This window comes from Mesorhizobium sp. 2RAF45 (genome assembly GCF_052115225.1).
Classification (GTDB): Bacteria; Pseudomonadota; Alphaproteobacteria; order Rhizobiales; family Rhizobiaceae; genus Mesorhizobium; species Mesorhizobium jarvisii.
The window spans coordinates 83945-109635 of sequence record NZ_JBFRGG010000009.1 but is presented as its reverse complement, the minus strand read 5'-3'; the positions used below and the strand labels follow the sequence as shown (position 1 = coordinate 109635).

At 63.9% G+C, this 25691-nt stretch carries 16 protein-coding genes; 8 read left to right on the top strand and 8 right to left on the bottom strand.

Features of this window, described 5'->3' with window-relative positions; genetic code table 11:
• Nucleotides 1–24: 24 nt before the first annotated feature.
• From AB4Z43_RS22355 to AB4Z43_RS22320, 8 genes are all read right to left on the bottom strand, one after another.
• On the bottom strand, nucleotides 25–2865 hold the full coding sequence (locus AB4Z43_RS22355) for a leucine-rich repeat domain-containing protein (protein WP_441938968.1): 2841 nt from the start codon (nucleotides 2863–2865) through the stop codon (nucleotides 25–27).
• A gap of 65 nt (nucleotides 2866–2930) precedes the next feature.
• Entirely contained in the window at nucleotides 2931–5054 is a 2124-nt protein-coding gene (locus AB4Z43_RS22350; protein WP_441938967.1) for an RICIN domain-containing protein, read from the bottom strand.
• A gap of 19 nt (nucleotides 5055–5073) precedes the next feature.
• The gene (locus AB4Z43_RS22345) at nucleotides 5074–7071 is read right to left on the bottom strand and encodes a hypothetical protein (RefSeq protein WP_441938966.1); all 1998 of its coding nucleotides are present in this window, start codon (nucleotides 7069–7071) and stop codon (nucleotides 5074–5076) included.
• 44 nt (nucleotides 7072–7115) lie between these two features.
• Nucleotides 7116–8456, bottom strand: a complete 1341-nt coding sequence (locus AB4Z43_RS22340) for a hypothetical protein (protein WP_038644950.1) — start codon at nucleotides 8454–8456, stop codon at nucleotides 7116–7118.
• Nucleotides 8453–12301, bottom strand: a complete 3849-nt coding sequence (locus tag AB4Z43_RS22335; protein WP_064983500.1) for a hypothetical protein — start codon at nucleotides 12299–12301, stop codon at nucleotides 8453–8455. Before AB4Z43_RS22335 ends, AB4Z43_RS22340 begins: the two co-directional genes overlap by 4 nt.
• Nucleotides 12298–13626, bottom strand: coding sequence for a hypothetical protein (locus AB4Z43_RS22330; RefSeq protein WP_441938965.1), 1329 nt, complete (start codon nucleotides 13624–13626; stop codon nucleotides 12298–12300). The genes AB4Z43_RS22335 and AB4Z43_RS22330 overlap by 4 nt, the downstream gene beginning before the upstream one ends.
• The gene (locus tag AB4Z43_RS22325) at nucleotides 13623–14753 is read right to left on the bottom strand and encodes a hypothetical protein (protein WP_441938964.1); all 1131 of its coding nucleotides are present in this window, start codon (nucleotides 14751–14753) and stop codon (nucleotides 13623–13625) included. The genes AB4Z43_RS22330 and AB4Z43_RS22325 overlap by 4 nt, the downstream gene beginning before the upstream one ends.
• 758 nt (nucleotides 14754–15511) lie before the next feature.
• Nucleotides 15512–16690, bottom strand: a complete 1179-nt coding sequence (locus tag AB4Z43_RS22320) for an acetyl-CoA C-acetyltransferase (RefSeq protein WP_441938963.1) — start codon at nucleotides 16688–16690, stop codon at nucleotides 15512–15514.
• A gap of 132 nt (nucleotides 16691–16822) precedes the next feature.
• On the opposite strand from AB4Z43_RS22320, the gene AB4Z43_RS22315 reads away from it, so the two are divergent.
• The 8 genes from AB4Z43_RS22315 to AB4Z43_RS22280 all read left to right on the top strand — a co-directional run bounded on the left by AB4Z43_RS22315 (nucleotide 16823) and on the right by AB4Z43_RS22280 (nucleotide 25671).
• A complete protein-coding gene (locus AB4Z43_RS22315) occupies nucleotides 16823–18760 on the top strand; it encodes an acetoacetate--CoA ligase (RefSeq protein WP_202360541.1) in 1938 nt (645 codons plus the stop codon).
• Nucleotides 18757–19908: a thiolase family protein gene (locus AB4Z43_RS22310; RefSeq protein WP_441938962.1), complete on the top strand. Its 1152-nt coding sequence runs from the start codon at nucleotides 18757–18759 to the stop codon at nucleotides 19906–19908. Before AB4Z43_RS22315 ends, AB4Z43_RS22310 begins: the two co-directional genes overlap by 4 nt.
• Nucleotides 19908–20798, top strand: a complete 891-nt coding sequence (locus tag AB4Z43_RS22305; RefSeq protein ID WP_244748258.1) for a MaoC/PaaZ C-terminal domain-containing protein — start codon at nucleotides 19908–19910, stop codon at nucleotides 20796–20798. The genes AB4Z43_RS22310 and AB4Z43_RS22305 overlap by 1 nt, the downstream gene beginning before the upstream one ends.
• Nucleotides 20795–22039 carry an MFS transporter gene (locus AB4Z43_RS22300; RefSeq protein ID WP_441938961.1) on the top strand — a complete coding sequence of 415 codons (1245 nt, stop codon included), beginning with the start codon at nucleotides 20795–20797 and terminating at the stop codon, nucleotides 22037–22039. The genes AB4Z43_RS22305 and AB4Z43_RS22300 overlap by 4 nt, the downstream gene beginning before the upstream one ends.
• A gap of 71 nt (nucleotides 22040–22110) precedes the next feature.
• Complete coding sequence (locus tag AB4Z43_RS22295) at nucleotides 22111–22947, top strand: GntR family transcriptional regulator (RefSeq protein ID WP_019856576.1); 837 nt, start codon at nucleotides 22111–22113, stop codon at nucleotides 22945–22947.
• Nucleotides 22948–23145: 198 nt separating this feature from the next.
• Complete coding sequence (locus tag AB4Z43_RS22290) at nucleotides 23146–23922, top strand: SDR family NAD(P)-dependent oxidoreductase (protein WP_019856577.1); 777 nt, start codon at nucleotides 23146–23148, stop codon at nucleotides 23920–23922.
• A 26-nt stretch (nucleotides 23923–23948) separates the two neighbouring features.
• Complete coding sequence (locus tag AB4Z43_RS22285; RefSeq protein WP_064983486.1) at nucleotides 23949–24608, top strand: L-fuculose-phosphate aldolase; 660 nt, start codon at nucleotides 23949–23951, stop codon at nucleotides 24606–24608.
• A gap of 61 nt (nucleotides 24609–24669) precedes the next feature.
• Complete coding sequence (locus tag AB4Z43_RS22280) at nucleotides 24670–25671, top strand: sugar ABC transporter substrate-binding protein (protein ID WP_441938960.1); 1002 nt, start codon at nucleotides 24670–24672, stop codon at nucleotides 25669–25671.
• Nucleotides 25672–25691: the final 20 nt, after the last annotated feature.

Genomic DNA, 25691 nt, shown 5'->3' with positions numbered 1-25691 from the left:
GGACTACCTCTCCGTATGCAGGCATTACTGATGAATGATCGGGCTCACGATGACGTGCGGCTGAAGCTGCAGGCAGTTGGGGCGCGGACAGACGACCAAAGGCTGGACGGCAATCTCGTCGAGCAAATGAATGTTGACATCCAGGATGCGCAACGGCTCGCGTTTGCAGGCTTCGGCGACTTGCGGCGCCAGCGGTTGCGGGAAAGAGCAGATCGGATTGTTGCCGAGATAGGACTTTCCGATCACCGTATTGATGTGGGCGAAGTTCTCGATCCGGTTGCCCCTCAGATCGACGATCGACAGCGCTGGAAGCGAGCCGAGCGGCAGCGCATTGAAGACCCGGTTGTTGCGTAGATCGACATTCGACAACGCTGGCATGTTCGACAGATTGCCGACATCGGTGATCTGGTTGTCGTTCAGATAGATGTATTTGAGCCCGCTCGAGCCGAATCGCGGGATTGCCGACAGCCGGTTGGTGGCGAGGTTCAGTTTCTGAAGTCCCGTCAGCGAAGCGATCGGGGACACGTCGGTGATCACATTGTCGAACAGGTTGAGTTCGCCCAGCGCCCGGAAATAGACCACGGGGTTTACGGCGATGATCGACTTCTTGTTCAGCGTCAGGCTGCTCAGTGACTGCGCCCAGTTTTGCGCAGCGCTGCAATCGGCGCTATCGACGTGGTCGGCCTGCATGCGGCTGTCGAGTGCCGCCATGAAGCCGCGCACGTCGCCGAGCGCAATCGAATCGAACCGGTAGACGATACAGTACTCAGCGAAGCTGGCGTATTGCAGCGGCAGATTGCGCATGCCGGCGTCGTCGAGCAGCGGCAGGTCCGCCAGCGGCGTCACGGATTGCACGTGCGTGTTCGAGAAATAGAGCTTTGTCAGCTTGTTGAGCACCCCGATGCCGATCAGGTTCGACAGTGGATTGCCCTCGATGTTCAATTGTTCTAGGCGGCGCAACTGCAACACGCCCTGGATCGACGGGATCTGGTTGTTGCGGATCCAAAGCTTCGTCAGCCCCGGCACCGCCGACAACGCCGAGACGTCGGACAGCTGGTTGTCGGACAGGTCGATGGAGGTCAGATTTCCCATCACCGGGAAGAGCGAGACGCTGGTCAACCCGCGGTTCCTGGCATCGGCGAACTGGCGTGAATTGAGATCGTCATAGGCCTTGCCGCAGACGGTCTTGCCAGAGATCGACAGCAGCGCGTTCACTTCCGCAGTTTGCGCGGGCGTCAGAAAGTCGGTCTGGTTGCGCATCAGGCACGCCGACAGGAAGTCGTTCGCCTGCACGGGATTGTCTGAAAGATCGAGACTGATCAGCCCCGACAGCGCTGCCAGCGGCCTGACATTGGCGATCGAATTCTTCGACAGGTTGAGCGTGCCGAGATTGGTCAGGCCGGCAAGGGGCGAAACGTCGGTGATGGCATTGCTTGAGAGGTTGAGCGAGGTGAGCTGCGGCAAGGTGGCGAGCGGACGTAGGTCGCTGACGATCTTCGACGACAGGTCGAGCGCGGTGGTCGCCAGCAGCTTGTTGCCGACCGCCAGGCAGGTCCCGCTACCCTCCAACTCGACCATGGCCCGGATGGTTTGCCCAAGCGGAGTCGCCGCGTCGCGGTGCAGCACGCACAGGTCGACGAAGCTCTGCCCGCCATTCGCGACGATGGGATTGCCGCTGAGGTTGATGGCCAGCGTCGAAGGGAAGCTGCCGAGATTGGCGAAGGTCTCGATCTTGTTGTTGGCGAGGTTGAGGCTGGTCAGGCCGCCGAGCGCGCTGAGCGGATCGAGCATATCGCCCGTGAGGCCATTGTTGGCGATGGACAGGATCGAGAGCGCCTGCAGGAATTGCAACGGCTCAAGGCTGGCGATCTTGTTGTCGTCGAGCGTGAGGTTCGTCAGCAACGCCAGCGCCGACAGCGCGCGGATGTCGGTGATGTCGTTGTCGGAGACGTCGGCCCGTGTCAGCGCGGTCAGCGGCGTCAGCGCGCTGATGTTGCTGATGTGATTGCCGGAGATGTCGAGGAAGGTCAGCGTTTTGAGCTTGGCCAGCGGCCCGGGGTCGGCGATCGAGTTGTTGGCGATCGACAGGCTGGTGAGGTTCTTCAGCACTGCAATCGGCTCGAGCGACTGCACGCCCTTGCCGTTCAGGTTCAGCGTCGTGATCGATTCCAGAAAGGTCTGTGCGGCGGCGCAGGCTGCGGGGTTGCCGAGCGCCGAGACCCCGCCGGGCGTTGAATCGAGCACCGCCATAACGGTCGCCGTTTCAGCCGGCGTGCGGTCGCCCTTGACACACCATTTGGCGAAGGTCGTCGGATTGTCGACCAGCGGCGCGCCGGAGAGGCACGCGATGGTGTGGATCTTGCCAGCGAAGAATGGCGTGGGGTCGGCATTCAGAGCCTGATCGAGATTGAGCTTCAGCTCGGTGACCAGCGGCGCGCAGCCGGGAATGTAGAGCCGGTCGGAAAATGTCGTCGCGCCGAAGTCGGAGGGGAATTGCAGGTAGTAGACAAGGCCGCTGCCATTGTCGTTGGCGAACACCTTGATCGGATATGTCTCGCCCGCAGGGCACAGCAGCGGATTGGCGGCCGGATCAGCGGCGACGATCGCGCTGTCGACGGCGGTCAGCACCTCCGAAGGAACTGTCGCGAAGCCAAGTCCACGGATCACCGCTTCCTCTTCCGCCTGGTCCCTGCAGCGGATGCGATAGCCACGCCCTTCGGAGATAAGCAACGGATAATGCAGCCGGTTCGCCTCCAGTGTCGGATCCTCGAACAGCACGACCTTCGGCTCGTCCGCGCGAGCCATGCCAGTCCCGGCGGCCACGAGCACGACCAGAACTAGGAGCAATTGGGCGATGCGGTTCATCTTGTGTCTCCTTTCGAGGCTCAGGCTGATCGACAAGGCTCAATCAGCCCGAACCGCTGGCGGCGCTACCTCTCGTCCGCCGCCTTGATGGTCCAATAGCTCGACGGATCGCGGTCGCAGGTGAACTGAAGGGCCGGGATGTTGTTCAAGTTGCTGACCCCGCCGGCAATCGTCAGGCACTTGCCGGTCTGGACGTTCTCCGCCTGAACGCCGTCGCGGGTCTCGACCAGGTTCCAGCGGCGCGAAGGATCGCTGTCACAGTTGAACTGCAGGGCCGGGATGTTGTCTTCGGTGCTGATCCCGCCGGCAATCGTCAGGCACTTGCCCGTCTGGACGTTCGCCACCTGGGAGCCGTCGCCTGTCTCGACCAGCCTCCAGCGCTGCCATTGACTGCTGCCGTTGCAGTCGAATTGCACCGTCGGTGCGTTGTTGTCGGTTCGTCCTTCCGCAACCGAAAGGCACCTTTCGGTTTGTCGGTTCACCAACATGACTTCGGGGTCAGCCGCCCGGATGCTCCAGAAGCGCGACGGATCCCGGTCGCAGTTGAACTGGAGGGCAGGGACGTTGTCATCGGTGCTCACCCCGCCGGCGATGGTCAGGCATTTCGCCGTCTGCACGTTTTCAGCCTGGAAGCCATCGCCGGTCGCGGTCAGCTTCCAGCGCCGCGACGGATCCCGGTCGCAGTCAAATTGAAGGGCCGGGATGTTGTTGCCGGTGCTGACCCCACCGGAAATCGTCAGGCATTTTCCGGTCCGCACGTTCTGCAGCTGAAAACCGTCATCTGTCTCGACCAGTTTCCAGCGACGCCACTGGTCGCCGTCGCAGGTGAACTGGACGGCTGGCGCGTTGTTGTCGAGGCGCCCCTCGGAAACAGCCAGGCATTTGCCGGTCTGCATATTGGCCATCACCACGTCTCCCTCCTTGATCGTCGTGATGCAGGCTTCAAAAATCTTGCTGGTGGCCGTGGTCGATTGCTCGGGTCGACTGATGCAGACCGGATTGCCGTCCAGCGAAGGATTGAACGGTAGGATGGCGCTGACGGACTGCGCCGTGGCCAGGCGGTTTGCGCGCAGGTTCGGAGCGGCGAGTTTGGTCAGGCTCATCAAGGGACGCGCATCCGTGATCCGGTTCTTCGACAGGTCGAGCGCGGTGAGCTCTTGCAGAAACCGCAGTGGCGACACGTCGACGATCTTGTTGCCGGCCAGAACCAGCCGTGTCAGCGCCCGTGCCGAGGCGAGCGGCCGCAGGTCGGCGATCTGGTTGGAACTGAGGTCGGCGTCGGCCAGATCCTTCATCACGGCCGCCACGTTGATGTTGCTGATCCTGTTTCGCGACAGATCGAGAAAGGTGAGCTTGGTCAGCTTTCCCAGATCCCGCGTGTCGGCAATTTCATTGCCCGACAAGGTCAGGCGCGTCAGATGGGTAAGCGTCGCCAGCGGTTCGAGGTTTGTCAGCCGTCGCCCGGCCAGGTCGAGTGTCGTACTCGACGCGAGAAAGTCCTGCGCGCTTGCGCACGCCGCCGGATTGCCAAGAGCGGAGGCACCGCCAGGTGTCAGCTCGAGCAGTTCCTTGACCGTCGTCTTCTGGGCCGGATCAAGGTTATCCTTGATGCACCAACTGGCAAAGGTCGTCGGCCGTCCGACAAGCGGCGGTCCCGCGACGCATGCGATGGTATGGACCTTTCCGGCGAAGAATGGGGTGGGGTCGGCGTCGATCGCCTGGTTGAGGTTGAGCGCCAGTCCCTCGACCAAAGGCGCGCAGCCGGGAATGTAAAGTTGGTCGGAAAAGGATGTTGACCCGAAATCGATCGGGAACTGCAGGTAGTAGACGATACCGCTGCCTCCGTCGTGCGCGAAGACCTTGATCGGGTAGTTCTCGGCGGATGGACACAACAGCGGATTGGCGGCGGGGTCGGCGGCGACGACCGCATTGTCGACGGCGCTCAGCACTTGCGATGGCACGGTGGCGAAGCCTAGTCCGTGGATTACCGCCTCTTCGTCCGCCTGGTCGCTGCAACGGATGCGGTAGCCGCGTCCTTCGGAGATGAGCAGGGGATAGTGCAAGCGAGTGGCGTTCAGCGTCGGATCCTCGAACAGGACGACCTTCGGTTCCTCGGCACGGGCAGGACCTGCGGTGATCGCCGCAAGCAGCGCCACCAACAGGAGCAGCGATTGGGCGATTCGGGTCATCTGGTTTTCCCCTTCCGCTCTATTCGACCAGGCTGAAGTGGCCTGGCCCGCAGGCTTGGCTGGTGTTGTCGTGTGCGATGTCGTTGCCCGGCAGCAGGAAACTGGCGCTGGAGGCGCTGTCGGCGAAACTGACCGCGCAGCGGAAGCCGGACACCGTAGAGGTGGTGAAATTCGCCGACGAACCGCGCTCGAGCTGGATAGCGGAGCCGACCGCAAGGCCCGCCGCCGTCGGCGCGAGCCCGTCCGAGCGGCCCGCCACGACCGCCCCGCGCAGCACCAGCGGATTGGCTGCGGCGATGTCGGTGAAGTCCATCCGCATCAGGCTGTCGGAGGTGAGCACCGCGCCGAAACGCGCGCGGACGAGGGTGGAACGGACTGGCGCTTGTGCCGAAATCAGCAGCCGCGCCCGAACGCCCTGGATCGCCAGCATGTCTGCTTCAACCCTGAGCCCGCGCGCATAAAGGTCGGCCAGGCACAACGACGCGCCGCGCGCCATCGGCGACAGTCCATCCGCCACGGTGCCGATGGTCACATCGTCGAGCGCGACCGCGCCGTTTTGAGCGATCACGGCAACGACCTCATCCGTCGTTTGATCGGCAGCCCGCGATAAGTCGATCCGCTCGAGTTCGAGCCGCGACAACCCGTCCGCGACGATGATCACCCCGGTGGCGGACAGGATGCATGACGACGTGCCGGCCGGCACCCGGTTGGCGGTGCCGACGAGCCGCGTGCGGGCGACGCCGGGGGCCGGCGCCATATGCACCGTCTTGAACGGCAGTCCCTTCAAGATCAGTGTCTGCGGCGTCTTAACCGATGCGGGCAGTTCGAGCCTGAGATTCGCCCGCCCTGCGCAATCGCCCTCGGAGGAGAATTGCGCCAGCGTCAGCGTGCCGCCATCATTGATGCGGCGAACGCACGTATCACTGGCCGACCCTCGACAGTCGAAGCTGGTACCCGGCGGTGGAGCGGCGGTCAGCGCGCGATCCGTCTCGCCCATCCAGTCGCCAATGCCGGGGGCGGAGAGGCCGAGCGCCGATGTTAGAAGCGGGCAACCCGTGAAGGATAGCGCCCGCCCTTCCGCGAAAGTCCAGTCCAGTCGCGCATTGCCGAGGGGGTCGAGCGAGGTGATGGAGAGGCCTGCGGACAGCGGCGACAGGCCGAGGTCGATGCCCGGCTGCGCGAAGGCCGCGTGCTCGCGCTGATAGCCATCGCAGTTCGACAGACACAGGTCCACGAAGGGCGCCGAACGAAGCGCCGCTACCGCGTCGGCGCCGAGCAGGGTTACCGCCTCGGCCTCGGCGATACCGAAGAACGCTCGCAGCTTCGTCTCCGCCGCTTCGGCTGCGGCCGCATCGGCGATGATGTCGCGCGTAGCCTTGCCGTCGAGGCGCGCAATCGGCAGGTAGGAGGGCCGAGCGCCTTCGCCCGGTGGCGTGTAGCGCACGACATAGATCGTGTCGCCGATGCTTTCAGCGCTGAGGAAGGTTTCGAACCGGTGCAGGCTCCAGCGGGCCACGCTCGCCGCCGCAATATCCGATAGGCCCCCGAGATCGCCGCGTCCGCAATCGAGTACGAACGGTGTCCCGACATTGGGCGGCGCGGCAAAACCCTGGAGTACGCCCGGCAGTTGCAGCCGCTCGCGGATGGCAAGTGCCGCTTTGATCTCTGCGCAGGCGGTGGGCACGGCGAAATAGCCGGTGCCCGAGGGGGAAGGGAGATAGTAGTTGCCGGATGCCTCGACATCGGCCCAGATAGCGGTCGTCGCCTGCCAGTCGATATTGAACGCCGTCCCAGGACATGGCAGCCGAGGCTGCGCCCCAAAGCTGTTTTCAGCCTGAAGCTTGGCGAGCGTCGCCTCCGCGACGAGAGCGGTGTCGGGCAGGTGCAGCAACCTTTTCGCCTGACCCGCACTGGAGCAGCCGGCGAGTTCCACCGCCTTGCCGTCGAAAAGCGCGACATAGACGTCGTTGTTCTGGTCGGTGACGAAAGCGGCAAGCTGCGGCTCGGCGCGGGCCACTGACGCGCCTGCGAGAATTAGGGTGAGCAATACGACCGCCCGTCTCATCTCAACTCGCTCAAGCAGCTTGCGGCGCGCGCGGGGTCCATGTTGACTTCGGTCATCAGCGGATCGAGGCCGGCTGACTGGCACAGCGCCTTGACGGTGATCGAATGCGGCCCTTGGAAGTCGACAGTAAGAGTTCCATTGGTGATCTGCCCGTTCTGGCCGACGCACAGCGGATTGTTGGCGAGCGCCGGCCGACGGCAGGTTCGGATGACGTCGGCCATCGCGCGGCGGTTGGTCAGTTCGCAGAAATAGATGCGGCAGAATGCGGCCACCGCGGCGCGGTTCTCGGCATCGGCATTGATGATGCGCTTGATGTCTCCGACCAGTGCGCTCGCCTTGGCCTCGAAGGCGAGGCCGTCAACGCGCGTCTTCTCGCCCGCGATCTCGCCCGATCGTTCGGTGATCTTCGGCATCAGGTTGATGTTTTCCGAGGTTATGAACAGCCCGCCCTTCCACCGGTCGAACTCGTCGAGGATCGAGGTCGCCCTCAGGATCGCCTCTCGGTAGGCGTTGTAGATCGGCCCCATCTTGGTATCGCGCGCCGCCTCATAGACCTGGTTCAAAGCGGCGTATTCCTTGTTCACCGTGTCGGCGCCCGCCTTGATGTCATCGATGCCGGCGCGCGAACTCTGCACCAGGCCCTCGGCTCGTTTCAGCTTGCGCGAGAACATCGCCGTGATCGGGCTCTCGACGCTGGCGAAGTAGCTCTCAATCACCTTGCCGGCCGCCCCATCGGCGAAGGCATCGATCTCGGTGTCGGACAGGTTGGAGATCAGGCCGCACTGGGCGTCGAAATCGGCGCTCAAGGGTCCGGCCTGGCACACGCTCATCTCGGCCAGCCTCTGATCGAGCGTTCGGTTCGAAGCGAGCCCGTCGGCATATTCGAACAGCGCATGGTTCCATTCGATCGCGTTCAGGTCGGCCTGGCTGTGGCGCCGGTCGCGGCAGAACAGTGTCTGCTCCATCCGGCTCTGGTTGCCCGAAGCGCGGTAGGCATCGAGATGGCGCGTCGCCTCCGCACAGTTCGCCAAGCCTGAAATCAGCCCGGCAAGTTGCTGGTGGACGGGCGGCAGTCCGCGGGTCTGCGCCTCCCGCATCAGGTTGGCCGCACGTTGGCTGTCGGCCGGACTGCGGGCCGGGCGATGGAAGACGCAGAGGCCTTGCTCGAAGGTCTTCAGCATGCCGTCCGGAATGGCCGGCCCCTCGCAGTTGGGAGCGTCGAGAACGCGCGATTCGATCGTATAGCCGGCGAGATTGTCGACGAAGAGGTCGCGCGCGGCTGCTCCCGTCGCGCTGAGCGCCAGGCCGAGCGCTGCTATGACCCCAACGGCTCTCATGGCGCGCTCGCGAAGATGAAATAGAGGGTGAACACGGCGCCGTCGAACGGACAATCGCTCGGCTGCAGCGACAGTCGGTACGAGCCGATCAGCGGCGCGCCGAGATAGGGCAGGATCAGGCTGGTGTCGTTCGACGGTCCGGGCGCGCGCGGGAATTTGCGCGCTTGGTAGCGATCCTGCACCCAGTAGCGGATGATCCGGTTGATCTCGTCGCCACTGTCGGCCTGGTTGAAGAAGGTCTGCAACGCCACCCGCTCCGGCCCAACCGAAATGTCTGCGCTGACCTCGCTCGATCCCTTGGTCAGCGGCTTGAAGACCAAGCCGCTGCCGCGGTGTTGCAAGGCGAAGCGGTTCCACTGCGCTCCCGTGCACTGGTAGTCTGTGCCGGCGAAGACATCGATCAGGGTCAGGTTCTTGCGCTCGCGGAATTTGTTGGGCGCCCACAGCGCGAAATAGCCGTTTGCCTTCATCAGCGCTTCGGTCGACGCGAACGGCGAAACCTCGAACTCGACATTCTCGTCGAGCGCCAGCTTGCGGGCGAAACCTGAATTGGCGGGCACGACGATCTGGGCGACATCGATATTGATCTGCCGCTCGTCGAAGAAGCGCTTGGCAACGATGTCGTCGATCATCGCCTGCAGCTGGGTTGCGTTGCGCACATAGACCATGGGCACTGTCGCCGCCTCGCCGGTGAAGGCCTGCACCACTTCAAAGCGGCGCCTCATCAGGTGCATCAGCCGGTTGGCGGTCTCGAGCACGCGCCGCTTAGTCACCAGATATTCGGGAATGCCCTTCATCAGATCGGCGACGGTGTCCTGGGTCGCGATGAACAGATTCTTGCGCGTCGCCGGATCGTCGATCTGTGTGACGAGCTTCGTCATGTCCTCCTGCTGCTTTGTAACCTCGGCCTGAACGTTGCTCTGGAATTTCAGGATGCTGTCCTGCAGCGCGCGGCTCTTGAGACCGAGATCCTTTGCCTGGTTCAGACCCGCGACGAGTTCCTCGGTGTTGCCGCGCGACTGCGTGATGCGCTGCTCGACGAAGGCGAGTTCGGCATCGTTCAGCGCCAGCATTTTGTCCTTCTGCCGGTCGCGCAGTTCATTGATCAGGTTGGTCGAGGCGTTTGATTCCTCGGCGAGGCCTGTCACGGTCGTCTGCGCGGCGCGGACGCGGTCGATGCGGCTGTTGGTTGCCGCGACCAGTTCGGCGACACGTGCGTTGTCCTGGTTGAGCTGGGCTTCCGACAGGGACAGCTTGTCTAGTTCGAGATTGAGGATCGCGATCTCGTTGGTCAGCCGGTCGATCGTGCGCTGTTGGTCGGTAATCTGGAAACTCAGCAAGTCGTTCTCGCGCGCCTGAAGATCGAGCCCGGCGAGGATGCGTTCGTGGTCGGACTTGAGCCGCGCCACCTGCTCGTCGATGCTGAGATCCTGGCTCTGGCAGTCGACCGCCGCCATCGAGCCCTGTAGCGCCAATTCCTTGATGTCCTGTGCCCCTTGCGCCAACCGGCCGGCCAGTTGGAAGTGCGTGTCGACCAGCGCCCTTGCCTTGAGCGCCTTGTCGAGATCGAGTTGCCCGATCGCCTGGCGGAGCTGCGTGAGACGCTGCTTCAGCGCATTGATTTCATTTATGTTCGCCTGAGTGATCTGGCCGGTGTTAATGATCGTCGACAGGATGGATTGGGCCGCCTCCAACGCCGCCCTGATCGGTTTGGCGACGTCCACCACAGTCGCGACCCCGCTGCCCAAACCGCAGGCGCAGGTGATGATTTCGGGTACCGCGGCGCCGATCGAATATGCACCTTGCACCGAAGTCAGGATGACCTGCGCGGCCTGTGTGGTGCCGTTGAACGCCACGAACCAGGCGATCACTTCCGACAACTGGCCGTCGACCTGGTCGCGCGCCTCCTCAAGGTCCGCCTTCCTCTTCGCGTAGAGGTCCCGCTCGGCTTCGTAGAGTTTCTTGGCGAAGTCCGTTTCCGTCTGGGAAAAAGAACCGCAATCGACGTTTGCAAGTTCCTGCGGCAGGGAGATGTTCGACGTGATCATCTGCTGGTCGGCGATCAGCGGCTCGACATCGGCGAAGTCGGCACTGCCGATGACGCACTTCATCAGGAACGCTTTCGCTTGTGTCTGCGAGTTCAAGAGCTGGGCCCGGAGGCCCGACTGACCGTCCGGGCCGCACATCTGGGCAACGTATTGGTTGCGCGTGAAGGCCGGCGTCACGGTCTGGCATGGCTGTTCGCCCGCGAGCAGCGGCGTGAACGGATGGTCGGCTGTATCTCCGATCAGGGCGAGCTGATTCTCGATGCCGCAAAGCTGCTCTCGGTCGACGGCCCGGCGGCGCTGATAGAGGTCGGTCTGGCGCAGTTGCAGTTCGGTGATTGTGTCGTTGGCGCGGGCGATAGCGCCCTGGTTGTTGGTGATCTGCGTTTGAAGGATCTGCCGCTGGCGAACCGCCTGTTCGAGCTGGTTGGCGTTGCGCTCGGTCTGGCGGGCATATTCGGTGATCTGGCTTTCGAGCGAGGAAATCTGCAGATCGAGGTTCATCTGCGTCATTTCCCAGTTCAGCAGCCAGCGCAGTTCGTTGCGCCGTTCGACTTCGGCCTCCTTGGAGAGGACGATCAGGTCGAGTTCCTGCCTGTCATTGATCTGGCGGCGCTGGTTTTCGAACTCGGCGATCTTGGTGCCGAGCTCGATTTCCAGCGATCTGATCTGCTGGCGATAGCCGAACGTGTCCTTCTCGGCGTCGACCGCGTTGATCTCTTGCTGGACGGTGGTGGCGAAGGTCTGTGCCTCGTGCTCCAGCTTGCCGATCTTGTGGGCGATAAGGTTGACTTCCTGGCTGCGGATCGTCCGCTCCTCGTCGAGCGCGCGGGTCGCTTCGCCTTCCTTGTTGGCGTACCACCGCTCAACCAGCGCCTCGACATTGCGCTCGACCTCGGTCAACCGCTGCTCGCTCTCGGCCAGGGCCTGCTGCAGTTCCTCGAACGGAATCGTCGTGAACTGCATCGGGTCGATGTTGAGGAACAGGAAGCCCTTGCGCACGCTGTCCATGCGCGCATCGAGGTCGCTCTGCTGCAGCAGCAGGTCGGCGCGCAGGTCGTCGTAGGTGGACTCGCCCGGAATATCCATCTGCGTCTCGACCAGCACCCACATCGCGGCCTCGTAGTTGGTGTAGGCCTTGGAGAGGTTGGGTTGGCTGTCGAGGCCAGCGCCTCCGACGGCGCCAAGCGTATCGTTGACCAGGAAGTCGAGCGCCTTGACGCGTGCTTCCGAGACGGTCTGGTACCAGACGTCCCCGGTGTTCATCAGCAGCTGGATCTTCAGCGAGGACAGCGCCGTCAGCTGCCGCACGAAGGTGCGGTAACTTGCATCTTCTCCCGCCGCGGTGCCCTGGTCACCGCCTTGTTGTCGGGCGAGAATGCGAAGACCTCGGTCGACGATCTCGATGCCTTGCCGGCCGAATTCCTGCGCCGATTGCGGCGAAACGGGCGTATCGTTGCGGCTGACGCCGCTTGCCGACGACAGGAAGGGCATGTCGGCGGCGAGGAACAGGCGATAGCGTCCAAGTTGTAGGTGGCAGTCGAAATCGCACACGATCGCCAGCCGTCCGGTCGCCTCGTCGCCGCAGGTCGTCAGGAACTGTTCGAGCTCGGTGGCGACTTCACCCATGTATTTCACGTCGGCGCGGAAATTGGCGATCTTGAGCAGCGTCGTCAGCTCGCCGGCATGGCCGGCCGCCGCGTCGACATCGAGCGCCATGCAGTCCTGCGCGCGCGCCATTCCTGCCGCGCCGAAAACGATGCTGACGACCAGTCCGCAAAGCAGGAAGAACCGTCTCATGGTTGCCCCGTCGACAGAAAGACCTCGGAAATCTGGCGCACGTGCCGTGCAAGCTCGGCCATCTGCGCCTTGGAAAGCGATGGATTCTGGAACCGCCCGACCACCGCCCGGGCATGGTTGATGCAGTCCTCGTAGGGGCCGTTGATCGTCGCGGTCAGAGCACCGGTGTCGAGCGTGAGATCCAGCCTCGAATACGCTCCGGCCAGTCCTGCGCAGGAAGAAAGCTCGGCGGTGATCGCCGGATCGTCGACGACATGCGCGAGCCCGGACAGAGCCGTCATGACGCTTTCTATCTGCCCGACGATCTGCGTCATCCGTGCCTTGCCGTCTTCGAACTCCTTCAGCGATTCCGGCTGGTTGAGGCTGGAGAGGTCGACGGCCTGCAGCGCGGCGATCGTCTCGGCTGCCTTCAGCTGATCCTCCTTGACGAGGACCATGTTAGCCTGCGCGTTGCCAAGCACACGCTCCAGCTCCATCACCTCGGCCGACTTGATCGACACGTCCATCTCGTTGACCAGCGACTGGTATTCGGTCGAAGCGGCGTTCATCAGGTTGAGCGTGTCGTCGACCTTCGTCCTGACCGCCTTGACGATTTGCGCGCGCACCCGCGTCTCGATCAGGCCGGTCGTTTCGGCCCGGCCGCGTACCGGCCTGACCGAACAGACCAGTTTCGCCAGCGCGTCCGAGCCGAGCCGAGCACGCACTGCCTCGACGATCGGGAACAGCGGACGCCATGCCGCGGGCAGCGCATCCATGCTGGCGCCCGACAAAGGTCCAGCATTGATCTCGTTCATCCGCGTCAGGTGTCGGCATTTCTCCGGCAGGTCGGCCCCGGAGAAGTAAAGCCGCCCGGTAATCAGATAGGCCTCTACGGCGGCGGCGTATTGTCGGCCGACGAGCGCGGCGAGCTCTTCGGCGCTATCGGTCGAGATTGGGGCGAAGAAGCGGTAGCGGCTTAGGTAGATCTCCGACCACGCGAGCCGTCGCATCAGCACCGAGGCGTCGTCGGCCGAAAGCGGGATGATCGGAAAGCCGACGCTGCGGCTGCCGCCGGAGGAGCCCGACGCCTCGCCGATCACCTCGCCGGCGAAGGGCAGGCCGAAATCGGGCTGCGTTGCCTCGTGGCTCGGTTCGACGGCGGCGGGACCGGGGGCGAGCAGGTTGAACCGGCTCGTCTCGGGCGTTGCGTTCGAGAGCGTCGCGTTCCAGAAGCCGTCGAGTTTCTCGGAAGTGTAGGCGCGCTCCAGGATCGATGCGGCGCTGGCCGCGTCGGCCAGGACGCAACTGACGATCAGAGACAACGCGATGTCTCGGAGGCTTGTCATCGGCAGTACCACACCCTGTCTGCCGCGCCAGCCTGGGCGCAGATCCCGGTCGCGGCACCGTGCGCCTTCCAGTCTGCCTTTATCTTGGCGAGATCGTTGAATGCCCCTTGGGCCGCGTTGTCGGCATGAACCTCGGCGTCCAGCCGCCAGAAGGGCTTTGCCGGATCGGTGGGCAGCAGCACTCCGATCATGTTGATGTGGAAGGCGGAGACCTTGAGAAAATCTTCCGCGCTGGCGACCGTGTTGCGATTGAGATTGGCGTATTGCTCTGGCGTGACGTTGCCGAGCGCCCGCTTGAATTCTCCCTCCGAGACTTCGACCGAGCGCAGCATCTGCGTCGTATTCGCGGCCAGGCCGTCGAGAATCGAGGTGTTGGCGACCAGCGTCGCGCCCGCCCCGGTCACCGGTCCGAAGATATCAGCGAAAATGGCGCGGATCGCCTTCAGATGCGTTTCGGCCGACTTGATTTCGACGCGGCGCAGGGCGATCCCCGTTTCGAGGTCGGACGCCCGACTGACGAAGCTTCTCAGCGCCAATTGCAGCGTGTCGAACGACGAACGAGCTTCCGGCGGCGGCTGCAGGAACACCGAGCGTGCATAGCGTACGGCCTCGCTACGGGCGATGTCCTCGACCGTGGCGCGTGTCAGCGCCGATTCCGGGCAGCCGGTGACGTCGCCGAGGTCGGTCAGCATCTGCGCGGCATGATAGATTTGATCCATCTGGCGCATCGTGCCGAACGAGCCGCTGGTGGTGAACTCGGCCTCAACGCCGGACAGGTAGTCGGTCAGGTATTCGCGCGCGAACTTCACCATCTCGCACTGCACGCCGGCGGCGCGCTCGCGGATGTGGCGGCCGTAAAACGATGCACCGACGAAGTATTTCTGGTCGGGCGTCGGTTCGAACCGCTCAACGAAGAGCGACTGGATAACGGTATCATATTCGCCGCACGCATAAGTGCGTTCGAGGCATGCGGAGTCGGTCTGCAGGTCGCACTGTGACAGCGCCTGGCCGCACATTTGCTGAGCTGCGGCAAGGTTAGTTCCTCCGCCGCAGACAAGAAGCGCTGCCAGGGCGATCGCTGGATTGAAGACGTGTTTCTTCAGCAAGACGAGCAAAAGAAAATGCACGAAAGCCCCCCGGCCACCGGAGCGGCGGCCTCATCGCTCTTTACAGGCAATATCTTTGCAAGTTCAATTTTGTATTGGGTCGCTACAGCGAGGATCGGCCACAAAAAGTGTGGCTAATTCAAATTCAACTTCGCCGAATAACGCATTTATAGAATGTAAACTAAAACGGATTGGCGACCAATGCACCTGGTTTTTGGCTTCCGTTACGGAAATCCGTGCCAAAGTGTCGACGCGGTTAACGTATCGTAAAGAATTGCCTTCCCGCGGCTTTCGATCCAGTTGCTTGAACGTCTAAGCTTTTGTTCAAAAGGAAATCTGGCTCGGCCGGCACGAACGTCGCCGATGAGACGGAGGCGCTCGTGTCGGGACAATAGCTGGGCGTACCGGAACCGCGCGTGACGCCGGATTGAACGACAACGTCAACAAGATCTCCGTCGATCTCAGCGACCGGTGGGTGCGGCGGGTCAGAGTAGCTAGTACCTTCGACACGACCGTCGGCGAGCTCGGTGTCATTGGAGAGCACAGCATACTCGATCTGCGCCTACATCCCCTATGAAATAAAGACGCTTCGAAAGGGGGAGGGCTACAGCGTAGAACGGCGTGCACAAAGACAGGTCTACTTTGCGCCGCAAGTCGGTCGTAGAGTTGAGCCTTGCCGTTGACCAAAGCTGCCGTTCGTCGGATCATGAAATTAATAGGCGGCGTGGCCAAGACCATGCCCGTTTCTTCTCAGACTAAAACTGCGCAGAGGTTCAGCTTCATCGTTCGAGGCAGATCGCCACGCCCTGGCCGCCGCCGATGCAGAGTGAGGCCAGGCCTTTGCGGGCGTTGCGCCTCGTCATCTCGTGGAGCAGCGTCACCACGATGCGGCAGCCGGATCCGGCCAGCGGATGGCCGAGCGCGATGGCGCCGCCGCTGATGTTGATGATCTCCTCGTTCCAGCCCATCTCGCGGTTGACCGCGATGGCCTGCGCGGCAAAGGCCTCATTGATCTCCATGACGTCGAGCTCGTATGCCTGCCAGCCGGCCTTCTCCAGCGCAAGGTGTGAGGCCGCGACCGGCCCCAACCCCATGTCCATCGGCTCGACCCCCGCCGAAGCATAGGACGCGATGCGGGCGAGGGGCTTTAGCCCGAGTTCGTTCATCCGTGTTTCCGACATCACAAGTACGGCTGCCGCACCGTCGTTGAGGCCGGAGGCGTTGCCGGCCGTGATCGTCCCCGCCCGATCGAAGACCGGCTTTAGTCGACCAAGTCCTTCGAGGGTAGTCGCGGGGCTTGGATGCTCGTCGCGGTCGACGATGACATCGCCCTGCCTGGTCTTTATCGAGACAGGGACGATCTCGTCACCGAACCTTCCCGAGCGGATGGCGGCGTCGGCTTTCTCCTGCGAGCGCAACGCGAAACGGTCCTGCTCGTCGCGTGTGATCTGGTAGCGCTGCGCCAGGGACTCGACCGTGACGCCCATATGGACCTGATGGAAGGCGTCCCACAGCCCGTCAGTGATGATCGAATCCTTGACGACCCGGTCGCCCATGCGCACGCCGCCGCGAATGCCTGACATGAAATGCGGCGCCGACGTCATCGAGTCCTGTCCGCCGGCGATCACGCAATCGGCGTCGCCGCAGCGTATGGCCTGCGCGGCAAGATGGATCGACTTCTGTCCGGCGCCGCACACCTTGTTGACCGTCATCGCCGGCACGCTGACCGGCAGGCCGCCCCTGAGCGATGCCTGCCTTGCCGGGTTCTGCCCGGCGCCACCGGTCAGCACCTGGCCCATGATCACCTCGCTGACGGCATCGGCCGCAACCCCGGTTTCGGCGAGCATCGCTTGAATGAGCTGCCCGCCCAGTTCCGCCGCCGAGAGGCTGGCGAGCGCGCCGTTGAGCTTGCCGATCGGCGTGCGTTTGGCCGCGACGATATACACCGCATCCTGCAATTTTCCGTCCTCCACCTCCGCGGCACACAGGCTGTGCTCGCCGCTTGACATTCTGGTTATAACCAATAATCTGAAAGCAACATGCAGACAAGATGACGGCTTCGTGCCGGCCTGCATTCCGGGAGGAAATCCATGTCATCCGTGCTTTGGGCGCCGGCGCCAGCCGCGTTCGAATCGTCCAACCTTGCGCGCTTTTGCCTGGCCAACGGCTTCAACCCGCGCGACTACGAGACGCTGCATCGCTGGTCGGTCAGTGATCCCGGTGCGTTCTGGCGGGCGGTGTGGGACTTTGCCGGCGTGATCGGCAATCCCGGCGCACGATCTTTCCTGCGGGATGATCAGCAGCCGATGACGCAGAGCCGGTTTTTCCCGGACGCATCGCTCAATCTCGCGGAAAACCTGCTGCGGGGCGACGATGATCGGGTCGCGGTCATCGAGGCCGACGAGAGCGGCCATTTCCGCACCTTCACCCTTGGCGAGTTGCGTCGGCTCGTCGCCAGCACCGCGCAAGGCCTGCGCGTGGCCGGCGTGGTCAGCGGCGACAGCGTCGGTGGCATCCTGCCCAACCGGGTCGAAGGCCTGGTGGCGCTTCTGGCGACGCTTTCGATCGGCGCTGTCTGGTCGTCCTGCTCGCCCGATTTCGGCGCCGCGGCGATCGTCGACCGGCTCGGCCAGATCGGCGTCAAGGTGTTGTTCGCAGCACCGCGCTACCGCTATGCGGGCAAGGAGCACGACATCTCCGGCAGGCTAACCGAGATCGTCGCGGCGATGCCGACGGTGACCACGCTGGTGCTGACCGGCGACGATAAGCCCGCCATGCCGGCGGCTGTTGCTTTCGAGGATTTCGGCGCACACGCTCCGTTGGCCTTCGAACGCGTGCCCTTCGATCATCCGGCCTATGTGCTTTACACCTCGGGTACCACGGGTGCGCCCAAGGCGATCGTCCACCGCGCCGGCGGCGTCCTGCTCCAGCATCTGAAGGAGCATCTGCTGCATGGCGATGTCCGCCCCGGCGACGTCATGAGCTGGTACACCAACACGGCCTGGATGATGTATCATTGGCTGATCTCGGGCCTCGCCTGCGACGCGGCTGTTGTGCTCTATGACGGCGCGCCGATCCTGAAGACCGCTGATGGCCTCGACCCCAGTCCGCTGTGGACAATGGCGCAGCGTGCAAGCGTCACGCATTTCGGCACCAGCCCGAAATATCTGGCGACGCTGGCCGCCGAAGGCTACGCGCCGGGACGTCTGCACGACCTGTCCTCGCTGCGCTCCCTGCTCTCGGCCGGTGCGCCGGTCTCGCCCAGCCAGTTCGACTGGGTCTACGCGCATGTGAAGCAGGACATGATCTTTGCCTCGATCTCGGGCGGCACCGAGATCATCGGCTGTTTCCTGCTCGGTTCGCCGATCCATCCGGTTCGCCGTGGCGAACTGACAGTGAAGGGGCTGGGCCTCGCGGTGGTTGTCATGGACGAGCGCAATGCGCCGGTCATAGGCAGGCAGGGCGACCTGGTCTGCACCGAACCGTTCCCGTCCATGCCGCTGACATTCTGGGGAAAGGACGGCGACGCGCGCTACCACGCCACCTATTTCGCGGCACGCCGGGAAATCTGGACGCATGGCGATGTCGCGGAGATGACCACGCATGGCTCGGGGATCATCCATGGTCGATCGGACACGACGTTGAAGCCCGGCGGCGTGCGCATCGGCACGGCCGAAATCTACGCCGCCTGCGAAAACTTTGCCGAGATCGAGGATTGCCTGGTGTTCGGCGCGCCGGTCGAAGGCGACGAGGAGATCGTGCTTTGCGTCAAGCTCAACGACGGTTTTGAGCTGACGCCTGAGTTCGCCGCGCAGATCCGCCGCGCCATTCGTGAAGGCGCATCGCCGCGCCACGTGCCGCATCGCATTCATGCGGTGCGGGCCGTGCCCTACACGCTCAACGGCAAGAGGGTGGAAGGTGCGGCGCGAACGACGCTCGAGGGCAAGCCGGTGAAGAACATGGCTTCGCTTGCCAATCCTGCATGCCTCGAGGAATACCGCGCGCTCGATAGGAGCAAGGCGGCATGAGCCGGGCCAGGGGAGCGATCGTCGGCATCGGCGAATTGAAGCCGCAGCGCCTGACCAGCGGCGTGACGACGCTGGAGATGATCGCGGAGGTCTCGCGCCTGGCGGTGTTCGATGCCGGGCTGGAGCCGAGCGCGATCGACGGGCTTCTGGTCGGGCCGCAGGTCGGCGAGACGCCGCAACATGTCCCGGCAACGATTGCCGAGTATCTCGGTCTGGCGCCGACCATGGCCAATGTCGTCGACCTCGGCGGCGCTTCGGGTGCGGGGATGGTCTGGCGCGCGGCGGCGGCCATCGAGGCCGGCATGTGCGAGACGGTGCTGTGCGTGCTCGCCAACAATCGCGAGGAGGCAGCACCGCGCTCGCCCAACCGCAATCCGATCCGCGAGTTCGACGTGCCGTTCGGCGCCTCGGGCGCCAACATCTCCTACGCGCTGCTGATGCAGGCCCATATGGCGCAGCATGACTCGACAGCCAGGGATTTCGCGCTGATCGCCGCGGCGGCGCGGGCCAACGCACAGCTCAACCCGGACGCAATCTTCTTCGGCAAACCGGCGGATGCGGACGCCGTGCTGGCTTCGCCGATGATCGCCTCGCCATTGCATCTCTACGAAATCGTCATGCCGGTTGCCGGCGGCGAGGCGGTGATCGTCACCTCGGCCGAACGTGCGCGCTCGCTGCCCAGAAGACCTGTGCATCTGCTCGGCGCCGGCGAGAAGGTCACGCATCGCGCGGTCAGCCAGGCGCCCAGCTTGACCTCCGGTCCGCTGAAGAGCGCCATGGCCCGGGCCTTCGCGCAGTCCGGAACCCAGGCCAATGAGATGGACCTACTCTCGCTCTACGACTGCTACACGATCATGGTCGCCACGACGATCGAGGATGCCGGGCTCTGCGCGCCGGGCGCGTTCGGCGCATGGCTGCGTGACCACGATCTCTCTCACCGGGGCGACAAGCCGCTCAACACCCATGGCGGCCAGCTCGGCTTCGGCCAGCCGGATCTTGCCGGCGGCATGACCCATGTCGTCGAAGCGGTGCGGCAGCTGCGCGGCGATGCTGGCGAACGCCAGATTGGCAAGGCCGGCCTCGCGCTGGTCACCGGCAATGGCGCGACGATGAGCGAGGCGACCGCCCTCGTGCTGGGAGCCGGCTGATGCCCATCGATTTCAACGCCTTGAAGACCCCGGCCCCGACGAGCACCGCGCTGACCCAGCCATTCTGGGATGCGGCGGCGCAAGGGCGGCTGAAAATCCAGCACTGCGAGGACTGCGGCAAGGCCGTGTTCTATCCGCGCCCGATCTGCCCGCATTGCTGGGGCAAGCGCCTTGTCTGGAAAGAGGTGTCGGGCAAGGGCAGGCTGAAATCCTTTTCGCAAGTGCACAAGCCGGGCCATGCCGGCTGGTTGCCGGCGGCACCTTACGTGGTCGGGCTGGTCGAACTGGCCGAGGGTCCGACCATGCTGAGCTTCATCCTGCCTGGCGCACAGCCGCCCAGGGCAGGGGACGCGTTGCAGCTAGCGCCGACGGCGATCGGCGGCCGCGTCCTGCCAGCCTTCAAACCAGTCGAAACCGCAACAGAGGAGGAAGCCGCAATGAGCACCGAGACGAAAGACGGCTGGGCAGGCGTGGTGAAAGGCCGCCCGCAAGTCGGCGCCTTCGCCGAACGCACGCGGCGCACGCGCGCCAGCGACATCGAAGCCTTCACCGACATCACCGGCGACCGCAATCCACTGCACTATGACCGCGCGCTCGCCGAGAGATCGGTGTTCGGCAAGCTGATCGTCCAGGGCGGCGTCACCTCAGGCATCCTCAACGCGCTGGTCGCCGAAGACCTGCCGGGACCCGGCACCGTGTTCCTCGAAGTCGCCTGGAAGTTCGTCAAGGCGGTCGGCGTCGACGAGGAGATCACCGGACGCGTCGAGGTCAGGGAGGTGCGCCCCGACAAGCCGATCTGCAAGATCGAGACATCGGTGCGCAACGGCCAGGGCGAGCTTTGCCTCACTGGCACGGCCACGGTGTTCACCGTTCCGCTGCAAGGCGCATGATCGCGATGGAAGACAGCCGTCCCGGCGTGGCGGCCGACAGCGAACGCTGGCGTGTGCTGTCACTGCTTTGCCTGGCTGTCGTTCTGTCGCTGACCACCTGGTTCTCAGCAACTGCCATCCTGCCTGAGCTGAAGCAGGACCTTGCGCTCACTGCCGGCGCCGAGGCGTGGCTGACCAACGGTGTCCAGGTCGGCTTCGTGATCGGCGCGCTGGTGGCGAGCCTGGTCAACCTTCCCGACCTGGTGCGGCTCAGCCGTCTGATGGCGGCCGCAGCACTTGTCGCCGCGCTCGCCAATGCCAGCTTGCTGTTTCATCCCGATGCGGGCGGCGCCATTGCCGCGCGCATCGTCACCGGCACGGCGCTTGCCGGCGTCTATCCGCCGGCCCTGAAGCTGGTCGCGACCTGGTTCACGCGCGACAGGGGGCTGGCGCTTGGCGCGGTCATTGGCGCGCTGACCATCGGCTCGGCGCTGCCGCATCTCTTCCGTGCCGCCTTGAGCGCGCTCGACTGGCGGCCGGTGGTTGCCGCCGCCAGCCTGGCGACGGCCATCGGCGCGCTGCTGTTCCTGCTGTTTGCCAGGGAAGGGCCCTATCCTTTCGGCAAGGCGGTTTTCGAGCCGTCGCGCATCGGCCAGGTGTTTCGCGAGAAGCCGCTGCTGCTCGCCAATCTCGGCTATCTCGGCCACATGTGGGAACTCTACGCCATGTGGGCCTGGCTGCTTGCCTACACGCGCGCCGCTTTCGAAGCGCAGGCGATTGGAACGGCCGCGATCGCCTCGCTGTCGACTTTCTTCGTCGTGGCCTCCGGCATCCTCGGCTGCCTGCTCGGAGGCTATCTCTCGGACCGCATCGGCCGAACGGCGACCACCGTCGGCATGATGATCGTCTCGGGAAGCTGTGCACTCCTGATGGGCTTCCTGTTCACGGGGCCGCTCTGGCTGTTCATGCTGGTCGCGATCGTCTGGGGCATTTCGGTGGTCGGCGATTCCGCGCAGTTTTCCGCTGCCGTCACCGAACTCGCCGACCGCCGCTTCGTCGGCACGGCGCTGTCGGTGCAGCTCGGTGCCGGTTTCGCGCTGACGGTGCTGGCCATCTGGCTGACACCGCGCTTCGCCGACCTCATCGGCGGCTGGCGCTGGGCCTTCCTGCTGCTCGTTCCCGGGCCGCTTCTGGGGGCTTCGGCCATGCTGTGGTTGCGAAACTTGCCGGAGAGCGTGAATATGGCCGGCGGCCTCCGCTAGGGGAGGACGCTGCCGCTCTCTGAGTCGCGGCAAAATGATTTGCGGCGGGTTGAATGGAACAAACGACCAGAATGCGTGGGCGGCCTCGCTACGACCAGGAAGATGCCGGAGCCGCCGAGGCGTTCCGCACGATCGGTTCCAAGGTCGAACTGAATCGCGACGAGGCCGCACCGCTGTGGGTGCAATTGCGTAACCAGGTCGAGGAAGCCATCAACACCGGCCTGCTGGCGGCCAATTCGCGCATCCCTTCCGAGCAGGCGCTGTGCGACTTCTTTGGCGTCTCGCGCCCGGTCGTGCGCGCCGCGATCGGCTCGCTGTCCAGCGAAGGCCGCATCATCAAGATGCCGCGCAAGGGCATGTTCGTCGCGGCACCGCGCGAGCATGTCGACTTCATGACCGCCAATCTCGGCGTGTTCGACGACCTGACGGCGAAAGGCCACAAGGTCTCGACGCGCACGCTCGAAATCTACCGCTGCCCGCCGAACGAGAAGGAGTCCAAAGTCTTCGGCATTCCCGCCAATGGCAGCGTGGTCCGCATCAGCCGCGTCTACATGACCGACGGCGCGCCGATTACCATGACGCGCATCAGCCTGCCAGGGCACCGGGTGCCCGGTCTCGAAAACATCCTGTCGGAAAACCAGTCGATTTTCGGCACCATCCGCGCGGTGTTCGGCCTGACGGTGAAGCGCGCCGATCGCTGGCTGCGCGCGGCGTTGCCTACTAAGGAAGAGGCCGAGCAGATGGGCGTTGCCGCCAACACGCCGCTGATCGAAATCGAGTCGATTGCCTATGACGCGGACGGTGCGGCGCTCGAATATTACGAGGCCTTCTACAACTCCTCCGTCGCCCGCATCCACATGGCGGTCGAGCAACCGTCCGCGACGGTGAACGGTGTCGATCGCACCTGAGTTTTCACAGCACAAAAAAGATTCCGTTTTCTGGTTATAACCAGATTGACGGACCGGGGAAGCTTCTGTAACGTCCTCGTCATGGGGCCGGGAGGAGCCTGACCCAGGCATTATCAGGACCGGCTGGCTTGCGACGCCGCTTCGGCGGCGAGGGGAAGATTTTGCCCGCGCCAAGCCTGATCCTGATGGAGGATTTGCATGGACTACCGGTCGCAATTCGACCTGACGGACGAGGTTGCCGTCGTCACCGGCGGTGCCAGCGGCATCGGTCTGGAGGCCGCCAAGGCGCTCGGCACCTGCGGTGCGCGCATCGTCCTGCTCGACGTGAATACGCAGGGCCTGGATGCAGCCGCCGAGGCGCTTAAGAAGGCCGGTGTTGGAAGCGTCGATGGCCGCGTGCTCGACGTCACCGATCCGCGTGCCGTCGAGGCGAAGGCCGCCAAGATCGTCAGCGATTTCGGCCAGGTCGACATACTGGTCAACAGCGCCGGCATCGCTCGCCTAAACACCGCGCTCGACACATCAGACGAGGAATGGCGCCTGGTTATGGATGTCAACGTCAACGGCGTCTACTGGGCCTCGCGCGCTTTCGGCCGGTCCATGGTCGCCCGCAAGAAGGGCTCGATCGTCAATCTCGGCTCGATGTCGGGCCTGATCATCAACCGTCCGCAGACCGCGCCGTCCTACATGGTAAGCAAGGGCGCCGTGCACATGATGACCAAGGCGCTCGCCGTCGAATGGGCGAAGTCAGGCGTTCGCGTCAACGCGCTCGCGCCCGGCTATGTCGGCACCGAGATGACGTTGAAAATGCGCGAGCGGCCCGAACTCTTCAACACCTGGATCGATATGACCCCGATGGGCCGGCTCGGCGAGCCGCACGAGATCGCTTCGGCGATCCTGTTTCTCGCCTCGCCGGCGTCGAGCTACGTCACCGGCGCGATCCTGTCGATCGATGGCGGCTACACGGCCTGGTGAGGGCCGAGCAAGGATTGGAATATCGCATGACCGTTTCGGACCTAGAGGCACGCCAGGCAATCATCGACGCCTGCCTGGAGATGAACGCGCTGGGCATCAACCAGGGCACGTCAGGCAATGTCAGCAGGCGCCATGGCGAAGGCATGCTAATCTCGCCGACCAGCACGCCTTACGAGACGTTGGTGCCCGAGGACATCGTCTTCATGGCCTGGGACGGTGAGGTCGACGGGCGCCTGCCGCCGTCAAGCGAGTGGCGTTTCCATCTCGACATCATGAAGGCGCGGCCCGAGGTCAACGCGGTCGTCCACGCGCATCCGACCTACTGCACGACCATCGCCATCATGGGCAGGAAGATACCGGCGATCCATTACATGGTGGCGGTTGCCGGCGGCAGTGACATTCGCTGCGCTCCTTACGCCACCTTCGGCACGGCGGAGCTCTCGGCGCATGCGGTGGAGGCGCTGCGCGACCGCAAGGCCTGCCTGCTCGCACAGCACGGCATGATCGCGGTCGGTTCCAGCCTCAGCCAGGCGATGTGGCTGGCGGTCGAGGTGGAAACGCTGGCGCGCCAGTATCACGGCGCCCTGCAGATCGGCGAGCCGCCGATCCTGTCCGAGGAAGAGATCGAAAACGTCATCAAGCGCATGGCCAGCTATGGCCTGCGCGACAAGGAGGCTGCTGCCTGAGCCGCAGTCATCTGGCAGAATCCTCCGGGAAGGCCCGGAGCGATCAACAAGGGAGGAATGAATGACCGGATCCATGAAAGGCCTCGTCAAGGCGCTCGCTTTGGGGTTGGCGGCGGCTTGCAGCCTGGCCGCCATCTCGGGCGCGAATGCCGAGGAACTGTCGCTGAAGGGCAAGCGCATCGGCGTCTCCGCTATCGGCACCGATCACTATTGGGACCTGATGGCCTTCCGCGGCATCCAGGACCGGGTGAAGGAGCTAGGCGGCGAAGTCATCGCGCTCGACGCCGGCCGCAAGGACCAGCAGCAGATCGCGCAGCTGCAGACGTTGATCGCGCAGAAGCCAGACGCCATCATCGAGCAGCTCGGCAATCTCGAAGTGCTGAACCCGTGGCTGCAGAAGATCCGCGATGCCGGCATCCCGCTGTTCACCGTCGACACCGCGACACCGCACGCCATCAACAACACCACCTCCAACAACTACAATATCGGCGCCGAAATCGCGCTGCAGATGGTCGCCGACATGGGCGGCAAGGGCAATGTGCTGGTCTTCAACGGCTTCTACAGCGTGCCGGTCTGCAAGATCCGCTACGACCAGCTGAAATATGTGCTGACCTCGTTTCCCGACGTGAAGATCGTCGAACCGGAACTACGCGACGTCATCCCGAACACCGTGCAGAGCGCCTATTCCAACGTCACCGACATGCTGACCAAGTCGCCCGAGAAGGGTTCGATCGGCGCAGTGTGGGCCTGCTGGGACGTGCCGCAGATCGGCGCTACGCAGGCGGTCGAGGCGGCCGGCCGCAACGAGGTCAAGACCTACGGCATCGACGGCAGCCCGGAAGTCATCAAGATGGTGATGGATTCGAAGTCGTCCGCCGGTGCCGTGGCAGCGCAGCAGCCCTATGAAATCGGCAAGACTTCGGTTGACAATGCCGCCAGATATCTTGCCGGCCAGAAGGTGGCGCCCTTCACCTTCGTGCCCGCGGTGCTGATCAACAAGGAAAATGCCGCCGAAAAGGGAAAACCCTTCCTCGACGCGGCCGAGAAGGCAGGCGTTAAATAGGCTGAGCGTAACGGCGGGCA

Excerpts from the sequence above, each read along its gene's own strand:
- AB4Z43_RS22355 (WP_441938968.1), bottom strand. The coding sequence starts at position 2,865 with ATGAACCGCATCGCCCAATTGCTCCTAGTTCTGGTCGTGCTCGTGGCC.
- AB4Z43_RS22350 (WP_441938967.1), bottom strand. The coding sequence starts at position 5,054 with ATGACCCGAATCGCCCAATCGCTGCTCCTGTTGGTGGCGCTGCTTGCG.
- AB4Z43_RS22340 (WP_038644950.1), bottom strand. The coding sequence starts at position 8,456 with ATGAGAGCCGTTGGGGTCATAGCAGCGCTCGGCCTGGCGCTCAGCGCG.
- AB4Z43_RS22335 (WP_064983500.1), bottom strand. The coding sequence starts at position 12,301 with ATGAGACGGTTCTTCCTGCTTTGCGGACTGGTCGTCAGCATCGTTTTC.
- AB4Z43_RS22330 (WP_441938965.1), bottom strand. The coding sequence starts at position 13,626 with ATGACAAGCCTCCGAGACATCGCGTTGTCTCTGATCGTCAGTTGCGTC.
- AB4Z43_RS22315 (WP_202360541.1), top strand. The coding sequence starts at position 16,823 with ATGTCATCCGTGCTTTGGGCGCCGGCGCCAGCCGCGTTCGAATCGTCC.
- AB4Z43_RS22310 (WP_441938962.1), top strand. The coding sequence starts at position 18,757 with ATGAGCCGGGCCAGGGGAGCGATCGTCGGCATCGGCGAATTGAAGCCG.
- AB4Z43_RS22305 (WP_244748258.1), top strand. The coding sequence starts at position 19,908 with ATGCCCATCGATTTCAACGCCTTGAAGACCCCGGCCCCGACGAGCACC.
- AB4Z43_RS22300 (WP_441938961.1), top strand. The coding sequence starts at position 20,795 with ATGATCGCGATGGAAGACAGCCGTCCCGGCGTGGCGGCCGACAGCGAA.
- AB4Z43_RS22295 (WP_019856576.1), top strand. The coding sequence starts at position 22,111 with ATGCGTGGGCGGCCTCGCTACGACCAGGAAGATGCCGGAGCCGCCGAG.
- AB4Z43_RS22290 (WP_019856577.1), top strand. The coding sequence starts at position 23,146 with ATGGACTACCGGTCGCAATTCGACCTGACGGACGAGGTTGCCGTCGTC.
- AB4Z43_RS22285 (WP_064983486.1), top strand. The coding sequence starts at position 23,949 with ATGACCGTTTCGGACCTAGAGGCACGCCAGGCAATCATCGACGCCTGC.
- AB4Z43_RS22280 (WP_441938960.1), top strand. The coding sequence starts at position 24,670 with ATGACCGGATCCATGAAAGGCCTCGTCAAGGCGCTCGCTTTGGGGTTG.